This window comes from Sphingomonas suaedae, assembly GCF_007833215.1.
In the GTDB taxonomy this organism is placed as follows: Bacteria; Pseudomonadota; Alphaproteobacteria; order Sphingomonadales; family Sphingomonadaceae; genus Sphingomonas; species Sphingomonas suaedae.
In genome coordinates this window covers 1045280-1060059 of the sequence record NZ_CP042239.1, presented here as the reverse complement: position 1 = coordinate 1060059, position 14780 = coordinate 1045280, and the positions used below count along the sequence as shown (strand labels likewise).

Below are 14780 nucleotides of genomic sequence, written 5' to 3'. Positions count from 1 at the left end.
GCCTGCGCGGGTTGACAAAGGGGCGTGTGAAGGGGAAGCGCCGTCCCCATAATTTCCTGCCGTCATCCCCGCGCAAGCGGGGACCCATCTCCAGCACGATCGGCAATCCGTGTCGGTGCGCTGGTGGACAGTTCAGGAGATGGGCCCCCGCTTTCGCGGGGGTGACGGTTTAGACTTAGATGAAGAGACACGAACGATGCACGCCTATCGCACCCACACTTGCGGCCAGCTGACCGCCGATCAGGTCGGCGAGACCGTCCGCCTGTCGGGCTGGATCCATCGCAAGCGCGACCATGGCGGGGTGCTGTTCGTCGACCTGCGCGACCATTATGGCGTGACCCAGATCGTCGCGGACAGCGACTCGCCTGCGCTGCCGGTGCTGGAGGGACTCCGCGTCGAATCGGTGGTGACGATCGACGGCGTGGTCAAGGCGCGCAGTGACGCGACGGTGAACGCCAACCTGGCCACCGGCGCGATCGAGGTGTTCGCCAAGGGCGTTACGGTGCAGTCGTCGGCGCAGGAGCTGCCGATGCCGGTGTTCGGCGACAGCGATTATCCCGAGGATATCCGCCTGCGCTACCGCTTCCTCGACCTGCGGCGCGAAGGGCTGCACGCCAACATCATGCTGCGCAGCCATGTCATCGCGAGCCTGCGCAAGCGGATGATCGACCAGGGCTTTACCGAGTTCCAGACGCCAATCCTGACCGCGAGCAGCCCGGAGGGCGCGCGCGACTATCTGGTGCCGAGCCGCGTCCATCCGGGCAAATTCTACGCGCTCCCGCAGGCGCCGCAGATGTTCAAGCAGCTGCTGATGGTTGCTGGTTTCGATCGCTATTTCCAGATCGCGCCCTGTTTCCGCGACGAGGACGCCCGCGCCGACCGTTCGCCCGGCGAATTCTACCAGCTCGATTTCGAAATGAGCTATGTCACGCAGGACGATGTATTCGCGGCGATCGAGCCGGTGCTGCACGGCGTGTTCGAGGAATTTGCCGACTGGCAGGGTAAGGGGCGGACGGTCAGCCCGCTGCCGTTCAAGCGCATCCCGTACCGCGAATCGATGCTGAAATATGGCAACGACAAGCCCGACCTGCGCAACCCGATCCTGATATCGGATGTCAGCAGCCACTTCGAAGGCTCTGGTTTCGGGCGCTTTGCCTCGATCGTCGAGGGCGGCGATGTGGTCCGTGCGATCCCCGCGCCGGGGACTGCGGACAAGAGCCGCAAATTCTTCGACGATATGAACGCCTGGGCGCAGAGCGAGGGCTTTGCGGGCCTGGGCTATGCGACGCGCAAGGGCGGCGAATGGGGCGGCCCGATCGCCAAGAACCATGGCGAGGACAAGATGTCGGCGCTGGCCGACGAACTCGGCCTCGGCCCGGACGACGGCATCTTCTTTGCCGCGGGCAAGGAGGCACAGGCCGCCAAGCTCGCCGGTCTCGCGCGCACCCGCGTTGGCGAGAGCCTCGAGCTGATCGACAAGAGCCGGTTCGAATTCTGCTGGATCGTCGATTTCCCGATGTTCGAATATGACGAGGACGCGAAGAAGATCGACTTCAGCCACAACCCGTTCAGTATGCCGCAGGGCGAGCTGGAGGCGCTGGAGACCAAGGACCCGCTCGACATCCTCGCCTGGCAGTATGACATCGTCTGCAACGGCATCGAGCTGTCGTCGGGCGCGATCCGGAACCACCGGCCGGAGATCATGTACAAGGCGTTCGAGATCGCCGGGTACAGCCAGCAGGACGTGGACACCAATTTCGCGGGCATGATCAACGCATTCAAGTTCGGTGCCCCGCCGCATGGCGGCTCCGCCCCGGGGGTCGACCGCATCGTCATGCTGCTGGCCGACCAGCCGAACATCCGCGAGGTTATCGTCTTCCCGATGAACCAGAAGGCGGAGGACCTGATGATGCAGGCCCCGTCGCCGGTGAGTGACAAGCAGCTCAAGGAGCTGAACATCCGCCTCGCCCCGCAGGCGATGGACAATAAGGGCTGATCCATGAGCACGTCGATCGACCTTTCCGACTTCGAACTGGGCGGAAAGGTCGATGACTATCACGACCGCCTGAAGGCGCTGCAGGAGCGGCTCAGCCATATCCAGACGGCACACATCATCCACAAGCGCCGCGCGATCATCGTGTTCGAGGGCTGGGATGCGGCGGGCAAGGGCGGGATCATCAAGCGGCTGACCGCCGAATGGGACCCGCGCTACTTCGAGGTGTGGCCGATCTCCGCCCCGACGCCGGAGGAGCTGTCGCACCATTTCCTGTGGCGCTTCTGGCGGCGCTTGCCCGCCCAGCACAATATCGCTGTGTTCGACCGCAGCTGGTATGGTCGCGTGCTGGTCGAACGCGTGGAGGGCTATGCCAGCGAGGCCGAATGGCGGCGCGGCTATGACGAGATCAACGATTTCGAGGCGCAGCAGGCGGAGACCGGGGCGACGCTCATCAAGATCTTCGTTCATGTGACTCAGGAAACGCAGGATAAAAGGCTGCGCGAGCGGATCGAGACCCCGTGGAAGCGGTGGAAGACCGGCCTCGACGATTATCGCAACCGGGCGCGGCGCGCGGACTATCTGGATGCGATGCACGACACGTTCGCGCGGACCAGCACCGATGCGGCGCCGTGGATCGTGATCGACGGGAATGACAAGAAGGCGGCGCGCATCGCCGCGCTGACCGCGATTGCCGACACATTGGCCGCGTGCGTGCCGATGGACCCGCCGACGCTCGATCCGGCGGTCGAGAAGGCGGCGCGGGACGCGGGGGTGATCGACTGACGGTAGACGCTGGGCCGCCACCCTTCTACGGCTGTAACATAATTACATGACCGAGAGCGTGATGCCCGATTCGACCAGCGCACCCACTTTGGATCGCGCCCAGACCAATATCGGCATCGCCGATCTGTTCACCATCGGCATCGGTCCGTCGAGTTCGCACACGGTTGGTCCGATGCGCGCGGCATGTGCCTTTGCCGAGGCGGCGCTGGATCGCGGGGCGCCGGTTTCCGCCTCTTGCGAGTTGTTCGGATCGCTGGCGCTGACCGGCAAGGGCCATGCGACCGATATCGCGGTGATGCTGGGCCTAGCCGGATTCCAGCCCGAGAGTGTCGATCCCGATGCGGTCGCGACGATCATCGCCACAATTCGCAGCGAAGAGCAGCTGAAGCTGGGCGGGCAGGTTCCCTTGCCGTTCGTCGAGGGAACGCATCTGGTCTTTCGCAGCGACCGCTTCCTGCCCGCCCATCCCAACGGGATGCGCTTCGTCGCGCATTATGCCGAGGGTGAGCCCTATGAGACCTTCTGGTATTCGATCGGCGGCGGAGCGGTGGTCGAGGGCGGGTGCGAGCCGCCGCAGACCAATGTGAAGCTGCCGCTTCCCTTCTCCTCCGGCGCCGAACTGCTGTCGGTGGCGGAGGCGGAGGGGGCGAGCATTGCCGATATCGTCCGCGCGAACGAGGCCGCCTGGCGCGACGATGCGGAGACCGATGCATTCATCGATTCGCTGCGCGCCGCGATGTCGGCCTGTATCGAACGGGGGATGCGCGGCGAGGGCGAGCTGCCCGGCGGATTGAAGGTCAAGCGCCGTGCGCGCGACCTGCACGCGCGGTTGATGGCGCGCGGGCCGCGATCCGATCCGTCTCTGGTGTTCGACTGGGTGAGCCTGTGGGCACTGGCCGTGAACGAGGAAAATGCCGCGGGCGGGCGCGTCGTTACAGCGCCGACCAATGGCGCCGCCGGTGTGATCCCGGCGGTGCTGCGTTATTATGAGACCTTTTGCGCGTCACCCACGCCCGCTGGTGCGCGCACCTTCCTGCTGACGGCGGCGGCGATCGGATTTCTCTACAAGAAGCGGGCGTCGATCAGCGCGGCGGAGATGGGGTGCCAGGGGGAGGTCGGGGTCGCCTGTTCGATGGCGGCGGCGGGGCTCGCGGCGGCGCTGGGCGCGACCAACGCGCAGATCGAGAATGCGGCCGAGATCGGGATGGAGCATAATCTGGGCCTCACCTGCGATCCCATCGGCGGGCTGGTGCAGATTCCGTGTATCGAGCGCAACACGATGGGCGCGATCAAGGCGATCAACGCCGCCTATCTGGCGATGCATGGCGATGGCAGCCATGTCGTCAGTCTGGACGCGGTGATCGAAACGATGCGCCAGACCGGCGAGGACATGCGCTCGAAATACAAGGAGACCGCGCAGGGTGGGCTGGCGGTGAATGTTGTGGCGTGTTGAGCGCCGACACCTGACCGCGTTCACATGATTTGTAGCGGCCAGGAACGCCGGCTCTCCCGATCCGTTTGCACGCGATCGGGAGAGAGACGATGACTGCCAGCACACGCCTTACGACACTGACACGGATCGGATTTGCGACGCGCGGCGTGCTGTACAGCGTCATCGCATATCTGGTGATCCGGACCGGCCGCGCCGAGGGTCCAGGCGGGGCGCTCGACTATCTGAGCGAGGGGTCGGGCAAGGTGCTGCTAAGTGTCATGGCTGTAGGGCTGCTGGCCTATGGAATGTGGCGACTGGCCGACGCCGCGCTCAATATCGAAGATCACGAGGCCGACAAAAAGGGCGCGATGGAGCGGGCGGGTGCCGCGCTGAGCGGACTCGCCCATCTGTTTCTGACCTGGCAGGCGATCCAGCTGGTGCAGGGCGTGTCGTCCGATGGCAACAGCGTGCAGGATAGCGCGCGCACCGCGTTGACCTTTCCCGGGGGCGGCGTTGCGATCCTGCTTGCCGGGGCGGTCGTTCTGGTGGTCGGCGTCGTTCAGTTGGTGCGAGCCTGGAAGGGTTCGTTCCTGCGCCATCTCGAGCCGAAGATGGCGCGTCGGACATGGGTGAAGTGGAGCGGGCGGGCAGGTTATGCGGCGCGCGGCATTGTGTTTCTGATCGTCGGCTATTTCCTGGTCGCGGCTGGCCTGGACACGACGTCCAGCGGGGTCGGCGGGATGGACGCAGCGCTTTCATGGCTTGAAAGCCCGGTCGACGTGATCGTCGCATTGGGCCTGTTCGGATTTGGCATCTTCAGCCTGGTCGAGGCGCGTTGGCGGATACTCCAATCCGTGCCGGTCGACCGGCTCACCTAGAGTCGTTTTCAGCAGAGCTGAATCGGCACCGGCCCGCTCCCCCACCCGACCACCCATAGGATACACTGTCGTTGGGTGGCCGGGTGGGGGTAGCCCCGCAAAGTACTACTTTGCGGGGACCCCGTGGGGGAGCGGGCCGGTGCCGCCTAACTGAAAACGACTCTACACCTGGGCCGGGTAGCGGATTTCCACGATCTCATATTCCTTCTCGCCAGCCGGGAGCAGCACGCGGCGCAGATCGCCGACAGCTGCGCCCCGCAGCGCGCGGGCGAGGGGCGAGTTCCAGCCGATCCGGCCCGCGCCCGCATCCGCTTCGTCATCGCCGACCAGCGTCAGCGTGCGGTGGTTGTCGTCCTCGTCGGCGATGGTGACGGTGGCGCCGAACCAGACCTTGGAATGGTCCTCCTGCCGCGTCGGATCGACGACCTTGGCCGCCTTCATCCGCCGCGCCAGCCAGCCGAGCCGCCGGTCGATCTCGCGCAACCGCTTGCGGCCGTAGATGTAATCGCCGTTCTCGCTGCGGTCGCCATTGCCCGCTGCCCAGGCGATCGTCTCGACCAGCGCAGGGCGCTCGGTGGAAAATAGTGTGTCATATTCGGCCTTGAGCGCCGAATAGCCCGATGGGGTGATGTAGTTCGGACGGTCGGTCAAAGCGTGCGGCCCATGCTGATTCGCGGCTCGACCGCATAGCCCATATGCGCCCAGAAGGCGGCGGCGTCGCGGTTGGTGTCGCGGACCTGCAGATTGACCTTGGTGCAGCCCAGATCGGTCAGCGCGCGCTCGGCACTGCGGACGAGCGAATGCGCGATGCCGCAGCCGCGCGCCTTGGGATGTACCGCGAGCTTGTAGAGCCAGCCGCGATGCCCGTCATAGCCCGCCATGATCGTGCCGAGGACGTGGCCGTCCTCCTGTGCGACCAGCAGCAGATCGCGCTGCACGGCCAGCTTTTGCGGAATCGCGACCGCGGCGTGGCTGTGCGGAGGATCCTCGGGAAAGACGGTGCGCCACAGCGCGTCCACCTCCGCGAACTGCGCCTCGGCGTAGGGAAGGATCGCGATCACCCCGGGCGGTTCTTCCCCAGATACCAGCTGATCCGGTGCGGTCCGCGCGAGCGGGAGTGCCGGGGGTGAAGCATGTCGTACACCACGGCATTCTCCAGCACGCGCTGGACGTAGTTTTTGGTCTCGTAGATCGGAATATTCTCGATCCATTCGAGCATGTCGACGCCGGACGTGCGCGGGTCGCCATTGGCGCGGATCCATTTGTTCACATTGCCCGGCCCGGCATTGTAGGCGGCGACAGCGAGCGGGTAGCTGCCGCCATAATAGTCGAGCATCCGCTGGATGTAGCTCGACCCCAGGCGGATATTGTAATCCGTGTCGGTGGTGAGCGCGGCGCGATCATAGCTGAGGCCGAGCTTCCCCGCGACTTCGCGCGCGGTGCCGGGCATCAGCTGCATCAGGCCGCGCGCGCCCGCATGGCTGATCGCCGCCTTGTCGAACTGGCTTTCCTGGCGCGCGATGGCGTGGATCATCGTGAAGTTCGATTCCTGCCCGGGCGGCACCCGGACCGATGGATAGCCCGCGACGGTGTAATCGCTCAGACCGTTGAGCAGCGCGCTGCGCCCGACCATGACGCCAAGGTCGGGGCGACCGATGGTGCGCGAGAGTTCGGTGGCGAGGACATGGTCCTCTTCGCTGGTTGCGTCGGCCGCGATCTGGCGCAGGAAATAGCCCTGGTCCTCGGTACGGCCGAGCGTGCCGAGCATCTGCGCGGCCCGCACGACCTCGCGATTGTAGAAGGCAGTGCGCGCCTCGCCGCTGACCTTGCGGGTGTCGACCGGCGGTGGCGCCTTGAGGTCGCGGCCCAGCCGTTCAGCGGCGAGCTGGCCGTAATAGAGGTCCGAATAGGCGGCGGCGCGTTCGTAATAGGCGCGGGCGGCGGCCGACTGGCCTGCAGCTTCGGCGGCGCGACCGGCCCAGTAGATGCCCTTGGACTGCGTCGTCGGGGTACGCGATCCGCGCGAATAGCGGTCGAACATGCCGACCGCATCGGCGGGACGGTTGAGCTTCTGCATCGCCACCGTGCCGGCAAGCCAGACGAGGCTGGTATAATCGTCGCGGATTCCGAGCCCCATGTCGGAGACGTCGGTGCCCGGCGCGAACGCGTCGTCGACCTGGCTCGCGATCGCATAGGCGAGCGCATATTGCCGGTCGGACTCGGCGGCGCGCGCGTTGGTGAGCAGCACCTCATACCATTCCTCGACATTGCCGGGGCGGCTGTCGAGCGTACGGCTGCGGGCGAGCAGCGAGCGGGCGGAATGGCTGGCGCCATTGGCGCGATACCACATGGCGCGATCGGCGATGAAGCCGGGGTCGCGGGCGCCCAGCGCTTCGACCGCCGCAGCCTTGGATGAGGCATCCGGGGCGTTGGACTGAAGCGCGAGACGCGCATCGAACAGCGCGCGCCGTTGCGGCGAGGTGAAGCCGAGCTGGCGTGCGGCGGCGGTGCGCGCATCCTGCCAGAGCAGCGCGTCCATCCGCGCGTCATGGTCGGCGGGGGAGAGGGCGGCGGAGAAGGCGCCGATCAGCGCGGTTTCGTCATCGGGCCGCATCGCGCCGCTGCGCCAGGCGCGGCGGGCCTGTTCGTCGGCTTCCGCGCGGCGGCCCGAAATGGCGAGCGCCTCGGCATAGCGGACGCGGCCCGCGGCGGTCAGCGGCGGAAACCGCTCGAAGAAGCGGATCGCCAGGGAGGGGGAGTCGGTGCCTGACCCCAGCGACGTTTCGGCAGCGGCGCGGCGGCTCATCTCTCCCGGCCAGCCGGGATGGGCAAGCATGAAATTGGCATAGTCGCCGAACGGCCAGCGATCGGACTGCTGGAGCCGCTTCCACTGATCGATCGTATATTGGAGGCTCGCGGCAGACGGTGGCGCGGCAGGCAGGACCTGCGACGCGAGCGCAGCGAATTGCGCGCGATACCATTCTGCACCGTCCTGCACGACCTGCGATGAGACCGCGACACCCGATACGCCGGCGAGCAGAAGCCCGCTTCTGAACAAAGAGGCAAGCATGCTGGACATGATACGGAATCCGGGCCTATGCGCCACCCCATATTTTCTGACCTTTGGGGCATTTTGACGCATATGTTCTCCGGATCGATCCCCGCGCTCATCACCCCATTCCGTAACGGCAGCTTTGCCGAGGACGTTTTCCGCGATTTCGTCGAATGGCAGATCGGCGAGGGATCGTCCGCGCTGGTGCCGGTGGGCACGACGGGTGAGGCGGCGACGCTGTCGAAAGACGAGCATTTCGAGGTGGTGCGCGTTTGCGCCGACCAGGTGCGCGGGCGGGTGCCGGTGATTGCGGGCGCGGGGTCGAACGATACGCGCGTCGCGATCGGCAATGTGAAAGCGGCGAGGGAGGCCGGCGCGGACGCTGTGCTGATGGTCCCGCCCTATTACAACCGGCCAAGCCAGGAGGGGATTTTTCGCCATTTCGAGGCGGTGGCGGCGGAGTGCGACCTGCCGATCATCCTTTATAATGTTCCGGCACGGACGGCGACCGATATCCATCCCGAGACGGTGATCCGCATCGTTCAGGCGTTTCCCGGCAAGTTCGTCGCGATCAAGGATGCGAGCGGGGATCTCGCCCGGGTGTCGAAGCACCGCGCCGCGCTGCGCAGCGGGTTCGCGCAGCTTTCGGGCAATGACGAGACCGCGCTGGCCTTCAACGCGATGGGCGGGGTGGGGTGCATCTCGGTCGCCGCAAATGTCGCGCCGAAGCTGTGTGCGCAGTTCCAGGCGGCCTGGGCGGAGGGTAACACCGCCATTGCGCTGGCGCTGCACGACCGGCTGTTCGCCCTGCATCTGGCGCTGTTCACCGACGCCTCGCCAGGTCCGGTCAAGTACGCCGTGAACAAGCTGCGCCCCGAGATTTCCGCCGAACTGCGCCTGCCGATGGTCGCGCCGAATGAGGCGAGCAAGGCGGCGGTCGATGCGGCGATGAAGGCGGCGGGGATTATCTGACGCCGTCCGCTTTCCTTTCTCCCGCCGCCGCCCTACATCGCGCGTCCCATGGCACGTCCTCGCCCCACAGAATTCGACAAGAAAAAGGTCGTCGCGGAGAACCGCAAGGCGCGCTACGAATATTTCCTCGAGGAATTTTTCGAGGCGGGCATTGCGCTGCACGGGACCGAGGTGAAGGCGCTGCGCTTCGGCGAGGGCTCGATCGCCGAAAGCTATGCCGAGGTGCGTAATGGCGAGGCATGGCTGGTCAACGCGAACATCCCGGAATTTTCGCACGGAAATCGATTCAATCACGAACCCAAGCGTCCCCGTAAATTGCTCCTTCATCAACGCCAGGTAGAAAAGCTGCATGGCGCGGTCGCGCGGGAGGGCATGACGCTGATCCCGATGTCGATCTACTTCAACGGTCGCGGCCGTGCGAAGGTCGAGCTGGCGCTGGCGAAGGGCAAGAAGACTCACGACAAGCGCGAGTCGATCAAGGAACGGGACTGGAAGCGTGAACAGGGGCGGATCCTCCGCGATCGCGGCTGACATGAAGCGGGGTCGCCTCAGCGCCTGGTGGCATCGCAACATGCCGACCCGCGACTCGATCGAGCAGATTCGCTGGCTGCGCCCGGTCGCGCATCGCGTGCTCGCGCCGGAGCTGTGGCGCTTTACCCGCCGGTCGGTGCCGCGCGGCGTGGCGCTCGGGCTGCTGGTCGGTATCTTCCTGCTGATCCCGGGACTGCAGATCGCGGGGGCGGCGATGCTGGCGCTGCCGTTCCGCGCCAATGTGCCGATCGCGGCGGCGATGACGTTCCTGAGCAACCCCGCGACCACGCCGTTCATCCTTTACGGGTCGGTCTATACCGGCAATGCGATGCTGGGCCGTCATGCCGATGTGTCGGGGTTCATGGCGCTGATCGAGCAACATGCGAGCATCGGCCAGTGGTTCGACTGGCTGTTTTCCCAGGCCGCGCCGGCGCTGGTGATCGGCCTGCTCGTGATCTCGGTCGCGACCGCCGCGGCGGGCTATGGCATGTCGATCCTGGTGTGGCGCGCATGGGTCGGGCGCAAATGGCGCAAGCGCGTGATGCTCCGCATGAAAGTTTCGTCCGAGACTTGATCCAGCGTATCATCGGCGTAAGACACGCGCATCCTTGACCCCCGAAAGGTATATGATGCGTCTCCTCCTCGTCTCCGCCCTTCTTGCCGGTACCGCTCTTGCGGGCTGTGCGCCGACCGCGACCTCGGAAGCGCCCGCCGTCGCGCCCGTGACCGCGAAGCCCGAACTGGGCAGCTTCGGCTTCGACGCGGCGGGAATGGATCGCAGCGTCGCGCCGGGCAATGATTTCTACGAATATGCCAACGGCACTTGGGCGAAGAACACGCCGATCCCGGCGGACAAGTCCAACTATGGCATGTTCACCGCGCTTGCCGACCTGTCGAACGAGCGGGTTCGCGGAATCCTGGACGAAGTGAAGGATGATCCGGCCAGCATGGTCGGTCGGGCGTACACCAGCTATCTCGATACCGCGACGGTCGAGGCGCGCGGGCTGGCTCCGATCCAGCCCTGGTTGGGCAAGATCAAGGCGCTCGACGACAAGGCGGACTATGGCGCGCTGGTGGTCGAGGGCGCGAAGATGGGCGTTCCGGGACCGTTCGGTGGCTATGTCGGCCAGGACGACAAGCATCCCGACCGCTATATCTTCACGCTCTATCAGGGCGGCACGGGCCTTCCCGATCGCGACATGTATCTGGTCGACAATCCCAAGATGGCGGCGATCCGCACCGCCTATGTCGACTATCTGGCAAAGATGCTGACGCTTGCGGGCGAAGCCGATGCGGAGGCGCGCGCCAAGGCGGTGATGGCGCTGGAGACCCAGATCGCCAAGGTCCAGTGGACGCGCGAAGAGTCGAGCGACGCGACCAAGACCTATAACAAATATACCCTGGCCCAGACGGCGCAATTCTCCTCTCCTACGCTGAACATGCCGGCGACGCTGGCCGCGCTGAGTCCCAAGATCACCGAAGTGCTGATCAGCCAGCCGAGCGCGGTGAAGGGCATCGCCCAGGCGCTGGATGCGGCGCCGCTCGCTGTGCTGAAGGACCAGATGCTGCTGCGCAGCCTCGGCGCGCTGTCCAACTATTTGCCCGACGCGATTTCGGACACGAACTTCGCCTTCTACGGCACGACGCTGCAGGGCACGCCCGAGCGCGAGGAGCGGTGGAAGCGTGCGGTCGCCTTCACCGAAGGCGCGCTGGGCGAAGCGGTCGGCAAGGAATATGCCGCGCGCTACTTCCCCGCCGAATACAAGGCGGAGATGAACAAGCTGGTCGCCAATGTCCTCGACGCGATGGGGCGGCGGATCGACGCGCTCGAATGGATGCAGCCGCAGACCAAGGCGCGGGCGAAGGCGAAGCTCGCCAATTTCACCGTCAAGGTCGGCTACCCCGATCGCTGGCGCGACTATACGGGGCTGGAGGTCAGGGCCGACGATCTGTTCGGCAATGCGGTGCGTTCGAACCGGTTCGACTATCAATATATGCTCGACAAGCTGGGCGAGCCGGTCCGTAGATGGGAGTGGGGGATGCTGCCCCAGACGGTGAACGCCTATGCCAATTTCGGCATGATGGAGGTCGTGTTCCCCGCAGCCATCCTCCAGCCGCCCTTCTTCGATCCGAAGGCGGATCCGGCGGTCAATTATGGCGGCATCGGCGCGGTGATCGGGCATGAGATCAGCCACCATTTCGACGATCAGGGTGCGAAATATAATGAGAAGGGCGAACTGAGCGACTGGTGGACGCCGGAGGACGTCAAGGCGTTCGAGGCTGCAAGCAAACAGCTGGTCGCGCAGTATGACGCCTATGAGCCGCTGCCGGGCGAGCATGTGAAGGGCGAGTTCACGCTGGGCGAGAATATCGGCGACCTTGCCGGCCTCACCATCGCCTATGATGCCTATAAGCATTCGCTGGGCGGCAAGGAGGCGCCGGTGATCGACGGCTTCACCGGCGACCAGCGCTTCTATCTCGGCTGGGCGCAGGTGTGGCGGCGCAACTATCGCGAAGCCAATTTGCGCCAGCGGCTGCTGACCGATCCACACAGCCCGTCGGTCCAGCGCGCCTGGGTCGTCCGCAACCTCGACCCCTGGTATGGTGCGTTCGATGCGAAGCCGGGCGAGAAGCTGTATCTGGACCCGGCAAAGCGCGTTCGCATCTGGTGAGCGCTTGACGGCTTGGCAGGGGAGCGGGAAAGGGGGCGATGCCCGCCATTTCCGCATCCCCTGACGAGTCTCCGTCCTTCACCGGGGCGTTGATCGCCGCGCTGGTCGCGGGGGGCGTCGCGGCGGGCGTTGTGTTCTGGACGATCGAGTCGGTGACGGTCGCGGCCGGGTTCGCCGCGACGGCGGTACTGATCGCGCTCGCTGCGCTGTTGCTGCGTCGCTCGCCCGCGCCGGCGGAGAGCGCCGAGGGCGACGGTGGCGACTGGACGGTCGCCCATGTCCTGGCGTCGATGAGTCCCGATGCGATCGCGGTGACCGACCGCGCAGGGCGGATGGTCTGCGCGAACGAGCGGTTCGGGACGCTGTTCCCCGGTTATCCCGCGCCGCCGGGCGTTGTGATCGGCGACTGGGCCGCGTCCCAGCTTGGCAGCGCGGGGCGCGCGGCCTGGCGCGACGGGCAGGCATCGAGCGGGACGTTTGACGCGGGCGGGACCAAGCTCAGCGCGCATGTCACCCGGGTCGGCGATTCGATGCTGGTATGGCGCTTTGCGGGCGTCGACGCGATCGACCTGGCGAAACAGGCGCAGGGGCTGGTCGCGGGAAAGTCCGGCGACCGGCTGGGGCAGGCGGGGATCATGATGGCCCTTGTCGGCGCCGACGGTCGGGTGCGCGCGGCGAACCGCGTGCTGCGGCTGCGCGCTGCGGGCGACGAGCAGGCGATGATCGAGGGGCGCGACCTGACCCGTTACCTCATTACCGACAATCGCGGCACCGTGCGGTTCGAGCGCGAGGGGCTGTCGGGCACGCCGATCCGCGTGCTCGAAATCCCTTTCCTCGACGGCGATCATTCGCCGATGCTCGTCGCCTTGCTGGACGAGGATTATGCGCCGCCCAGCGATGAAGCGGGCGCCGAGTCGGCGACGCATGTCCGCTCGCTGATCGCGCTGCTGCCCACGGGCATCGCGCTGGTCGGTGGCGACGGGCGGTTCGTATACATGAACGACGCCTTCATCCGCGCCGCGCACGTCAATACCGATGCGCCGCCGCTCTATCCCGGCGATCTGGTCGTGCGGGAGGACAAGAGCGCGCTGGCCGATGCGGTTCGCCGCTTTGCGGCTGGCGCCGCGCATTCGATGGACCTCACCGTCCGATTCACTCCGGCGCCGGACGAGGCGGCGTCGATCTCGATCGCTTCGGCCCGTGGGCTCGGCGATTCCGCCGTGCTGCTGAGCCTGCGCGACGCGGGCGAGGAGGGGCAGCTCAAGCGCCAGGTGGCGCAGGCGACCAAGATGCAGGCGGTGGGCCAGCTTGCGGGCGGCGTGGCGCATGATTTCAACAACATCCTGACCGCGATCATCGGCCATTGCGACCTGATGCTGATGCGCCACGCACCGGGCGACAGCGATTATGACGATATCCAGCAGATTCTGCTCAACTCCAACCGTGCCGCCGCGCTGACCCGCCAGCTGCTCGCCTTTTCACGCCAGCAGACGTTGCGGCCGCAGGTGCTGCAACTGCCGGACGTGATTTCGGAGGTGTCGAACCTGCTCAAGCGGCTGCTGGGCGAGACGGTGGAGCTGGTGGTCAATCATGGCCGCAACCTGGGACCGGTACGCGCCGATCCCGGCCAGCTGGAACAGGTCGTCGTCAACCTTGCGGTCAATGCGCGCGATGCGATGCTGGCGAAGAATCCGAGCGGCGGTGGCACGCTGACGATCGAGACGTTCAGCGTCCCCGCGCATGAGGTGCGCGCGATGGACGACGATGTGCTGCCGCTCGGCGACTATACGGCGCTGCGCATCTCCGACACAGGCAATGGCATTCCCGAGGATGCGCTGCCGCATATCTGGGAGCCGTTTTTCACCACCAAGGAAGTGGGGAAGGGAACGGGCCTGGGCCTGTCGACCGTCTATGGCATCATCAAGCAATCGGGTGGCTTCATCTTCGCGGAAAGCGGGATCGGCACGGGCGCGGTCTTCACCATCTACCTTCCCGTCCATGACGCGCCTGAGCCTGCGACCCTGTTGTCCGCATCCAAAGCCGTGCAGGGCGACCTGTGGGGAAGCGGCACGATCCTGCTGGTCGAGGATGAGGCGATGGTGCGCGCGGTCGCCGAACGGGCGCTGACGCGGCAGGGCTATACGGTGTTGACTGCGGAGAATGGCGAGGCGGCGCTGGAGCTGCTGGAGACCAGCGACAAGCCCGACCTGCTGATCAGCGACGTGGTGATGCCGACCATGGACGGCCCGACCATGGTACGTCATGCCCGCAAGAAATATCCCGATCTCAAGATCATCTTCATGTCGGGCTATGCCGAGGAGCAGCTGCGCAAGTCGATCGACATCGACAAGGTGGCGTTCCTGCCCAAGCCATTCTCGGTCCAGCAACTGGCCGAACTGGCGCGCGCGGTGATGACGGCCAAATAGCATCGCGCAAATAAGGACTTGGCGACGCGCAAAGAGTC

12 protein-coding genes are annotated in these 14780 nt (G+C 65.8%); 9 read left to right on the top strand and 3 right to left on the bottom strand.

The window, feature by feature from the left end; all coding sequences use genetic code 11:
* The first annotated feature begins 196 nt into the window (after nucleotides 1-196).
* From aspS to FPZ54_RS05095, 4 genes are all read left to right on the top strand, one after another.
* Entirely contained in the window at nucleotides 197-1996 is a 1800-nt protein-coding gene (aspS, locus tag FPZ54_RS05110; protein WP_145845487.1) for an aspartate--tRNA ligase, read from the top strand.
* A 3-nt stretch (nucleotides 1997-1999) separates the two neighbouring features.
* The gene (locus FPZ54_RS05105) at nucleotides 2000-2779 is read left to right on the top strand and encodes a polyphosphate kinase 2 family protein (RefSeq protein ID WP_145845486.1); all 780 of its coding nucleotides are present in this window, start codon (nucleotides 2000-2002) and stop codon (nucleotides 2777-2779) included.
* A 61-nt stretch (nucleotides 2780-2840) separates the two neighbouring features.
* Nucleotides 2841-4232 carry an L-serine ammonia-lyase gene (locus FPZ54_RS05100; protein WP_145849584.1) on the top strand — a complete coding sequence of 464 codons (1392 nt, stop codon included), beginning with the start codon at nucleotides 2841-2843 and terminating at the stop codon, nucleotides 4230-4232.
* Between the two features lie 89 nt (nucleotides 4233-4321).
* Nucleotides 4322-5089 carry a DUF1206 domain-containing protein gene (locus FPZ54_RS05095; protein WP_145845485.1) on the top strand — a complete coding sequence of 256 codons (768 nt, stop codon included), beginning with the start codon at nucleotides 4322-4324 and terminating at the stop codon, nucleotides 5087-5089.
* 162 nt (nucleotides 5090-5251) lie between these two features.
* On the opposite strand, the gene greB is transcribed toward FPZ54_RS05095, so the two are convergent.
* The 3 genes from greB to FPZ54_RS05080 are packed head-to-tail and all read right to left on the bottom strand — an operon-like array spanning nucleotide 5252 to nucleotide 8159.
* On the bottom strand, nucleotides 5252-5740 hold the full coding sequence (gene greB / locus FPZ54_RS05090; protein WP_145845484.1) for a transcription elongation factor GreB: 489 nt from the start codon (nucleotides 5738-5740) through the stop codon (nucleotides 5252-5254).
* Complete coding sequence (locus tag FPZ54_RS05085; protein ID WP_145845483.1) at nucleotides 5737-6150, bottom strand: GNAT family acetyltransferase; 414 nt, start codon at nucleotides 6148-6150, stop codon at nucleotides 5737-5739. Before FPZ54_RS05085 ends, greB begins: the two co-directional genes overlap by 4 nt.
* Nucleotides 6147-8159: a lytic transglycosylase domain-containing protein gene (locus tag FPZ54_RS05080; RefSeq protein WP_145849583.1), complete on the bottom strand. Its 2013-nt coding sequence runs from the start codon at nucleotides 8157-8159 to the stop codon at nucleotides 6147-6149. The genes FPZ54_RS05085 and FPZ54_RS05080 overlap by 4 nt, the downstream gene beginning before the upstream one ends.
* 72 nt (nucleotides 8160-8231) lie before the next feature.
* On the opposite strand from FPZ54_RS05080, the gene dapA reads away from it, so the two are divergent.
* From dapA to FPZ54_RS05055, 5 genes are read left to right on the top strand one after another with little or no spacing between them, the layout of a single operon-like run.
* Nucleotides 8232-9113, top strand: a complete 882-nt coding sequence (gene dapA / locus FPZ54_RS05075; protein ID WP_145849582.1) for a 4-hydroxy-tetrahydrodipicolinate synthase — start codon at nucleotides 8232-8234, stop codon at nucleotides 9111-9113.
* A 48-nt stretch (nucleotides 9114-9161) separates the two neighbouring features.
* A complete protein-coding gene (gene smpB / locus FPZ54_RS05070; RefSeq protein ID WP_145845482.1) occupies nucleotides 9162-9644 on the top strand; it encodes an SsrA-binding protein SmpB in 483 nt (160 codons plus the stop codon).
* A 1-nt stretch (nucleotide 9645) separates the two neighbouring features.
* Entirely contained in the window at nucleotides 9646-10218 is a 573-nt protein-coding gene (locus FPZ54_RS05065) for a DUF2062 domain-containing protein (protein ID WP_145845480.1), read from the top strand.
* A gap of 55 nt (nucleotides 10219-10273) precedes the next feature.
* Nucleotides 10274-12316, top strand: a complete 2043-nt coding sequence (locus tag FPZ54_RS05060) for a M13 family metallopeptidase (RefSeq protein ID WP_145849581.1) — start codon at nucleotides 10274-10276, stop codon at nucleotides 12314-12316.
* A 38-nt stretch (nucleotides 12317-12354) separates the two neighbouring features.
* A complete protein-coding gene (locus FPZ54_RS05055; RefSeq protein ID WP_145845479.1) occupies nucleotides 12355-14742 on the top strand; it encodes a hybrid sensor histidine kinase/response regulator in 2388 nt (795 codons plus the stop codon).
* Nucleotides 14743-14780: the final 38 nt, after the last annotated feature.

Bases quoted from the DNA above. Each gene is read 5' to 3' on its own strand.
- aspS (WP_145845487.1), top strand. From the start codon at position 197: ATGCACGCCTATCGCACCCACACTTGCGGCCAGCTGACCGCCGATCAG.
- FPZ54_RS05105 (WP_145845486.1), top strand. From the start codon at position 2,000: ATGAGCACGTCGATCGACCTTTCCGACTTCGAACTGGGCGGAAAGGTC.
- FPZ54_RS05100 (WP_145849584.1), top strand. From the start codon at position 2,841: ATGCCCGATTCGACCAGCGCACCCACTTTGGATCGCGCCCAGACCAAT.
- FPZ54_RS05095 (WP_145845485.1), top strand. From the start codon at position 4,322: ATGACTGCCAGCACACGCCTTACGACACTGACACGGATCGGATTTGCG.
- FPZ54_RS05080 (WP_145849583.1), bottom strand. From the start codon at position 8,159: ATGCTTGCCTCTTTGTTCAGAAGCGGGCTTCTGCTCGCCGGCGTATCG.
- dapA (WP_145849582.1), top strand. From the start codon at position 8,232: ATGTTCTCCGGATCGATCCCCGCGCTCATCACCCCATTCCGTAACGGC.
- smpB (WP_145845482.1), top strand. From the start codon at position 9,162: ATGGCACGTCCTCGCCCCACAGAATTCGACAAGAAAAAGGTCGTCGCG.
- FPZ54_RS05065 (WP_145845480.1), top strand. From the start codon at position 9,646: ATGAAGCGGGGTCGCCTCAGCGCCTGGTGGCATCGCAACATGCCGACC.
- FPZ54_RS05060 (WP_145849581.1), top strand. From the start codon at position 10,274: ATGCGTCTCCTCCTCGTCTCCGCCCTTCTTGCCGGTACCGCTCTTGCG.
- FPZ54_RS05055 (WP_145845479.1), top strand. From the start codon at position 12,355: ATGCCCGCCATTTCCGCATCCCCTGACGAGTCTCCGTCCTTCACCGGG.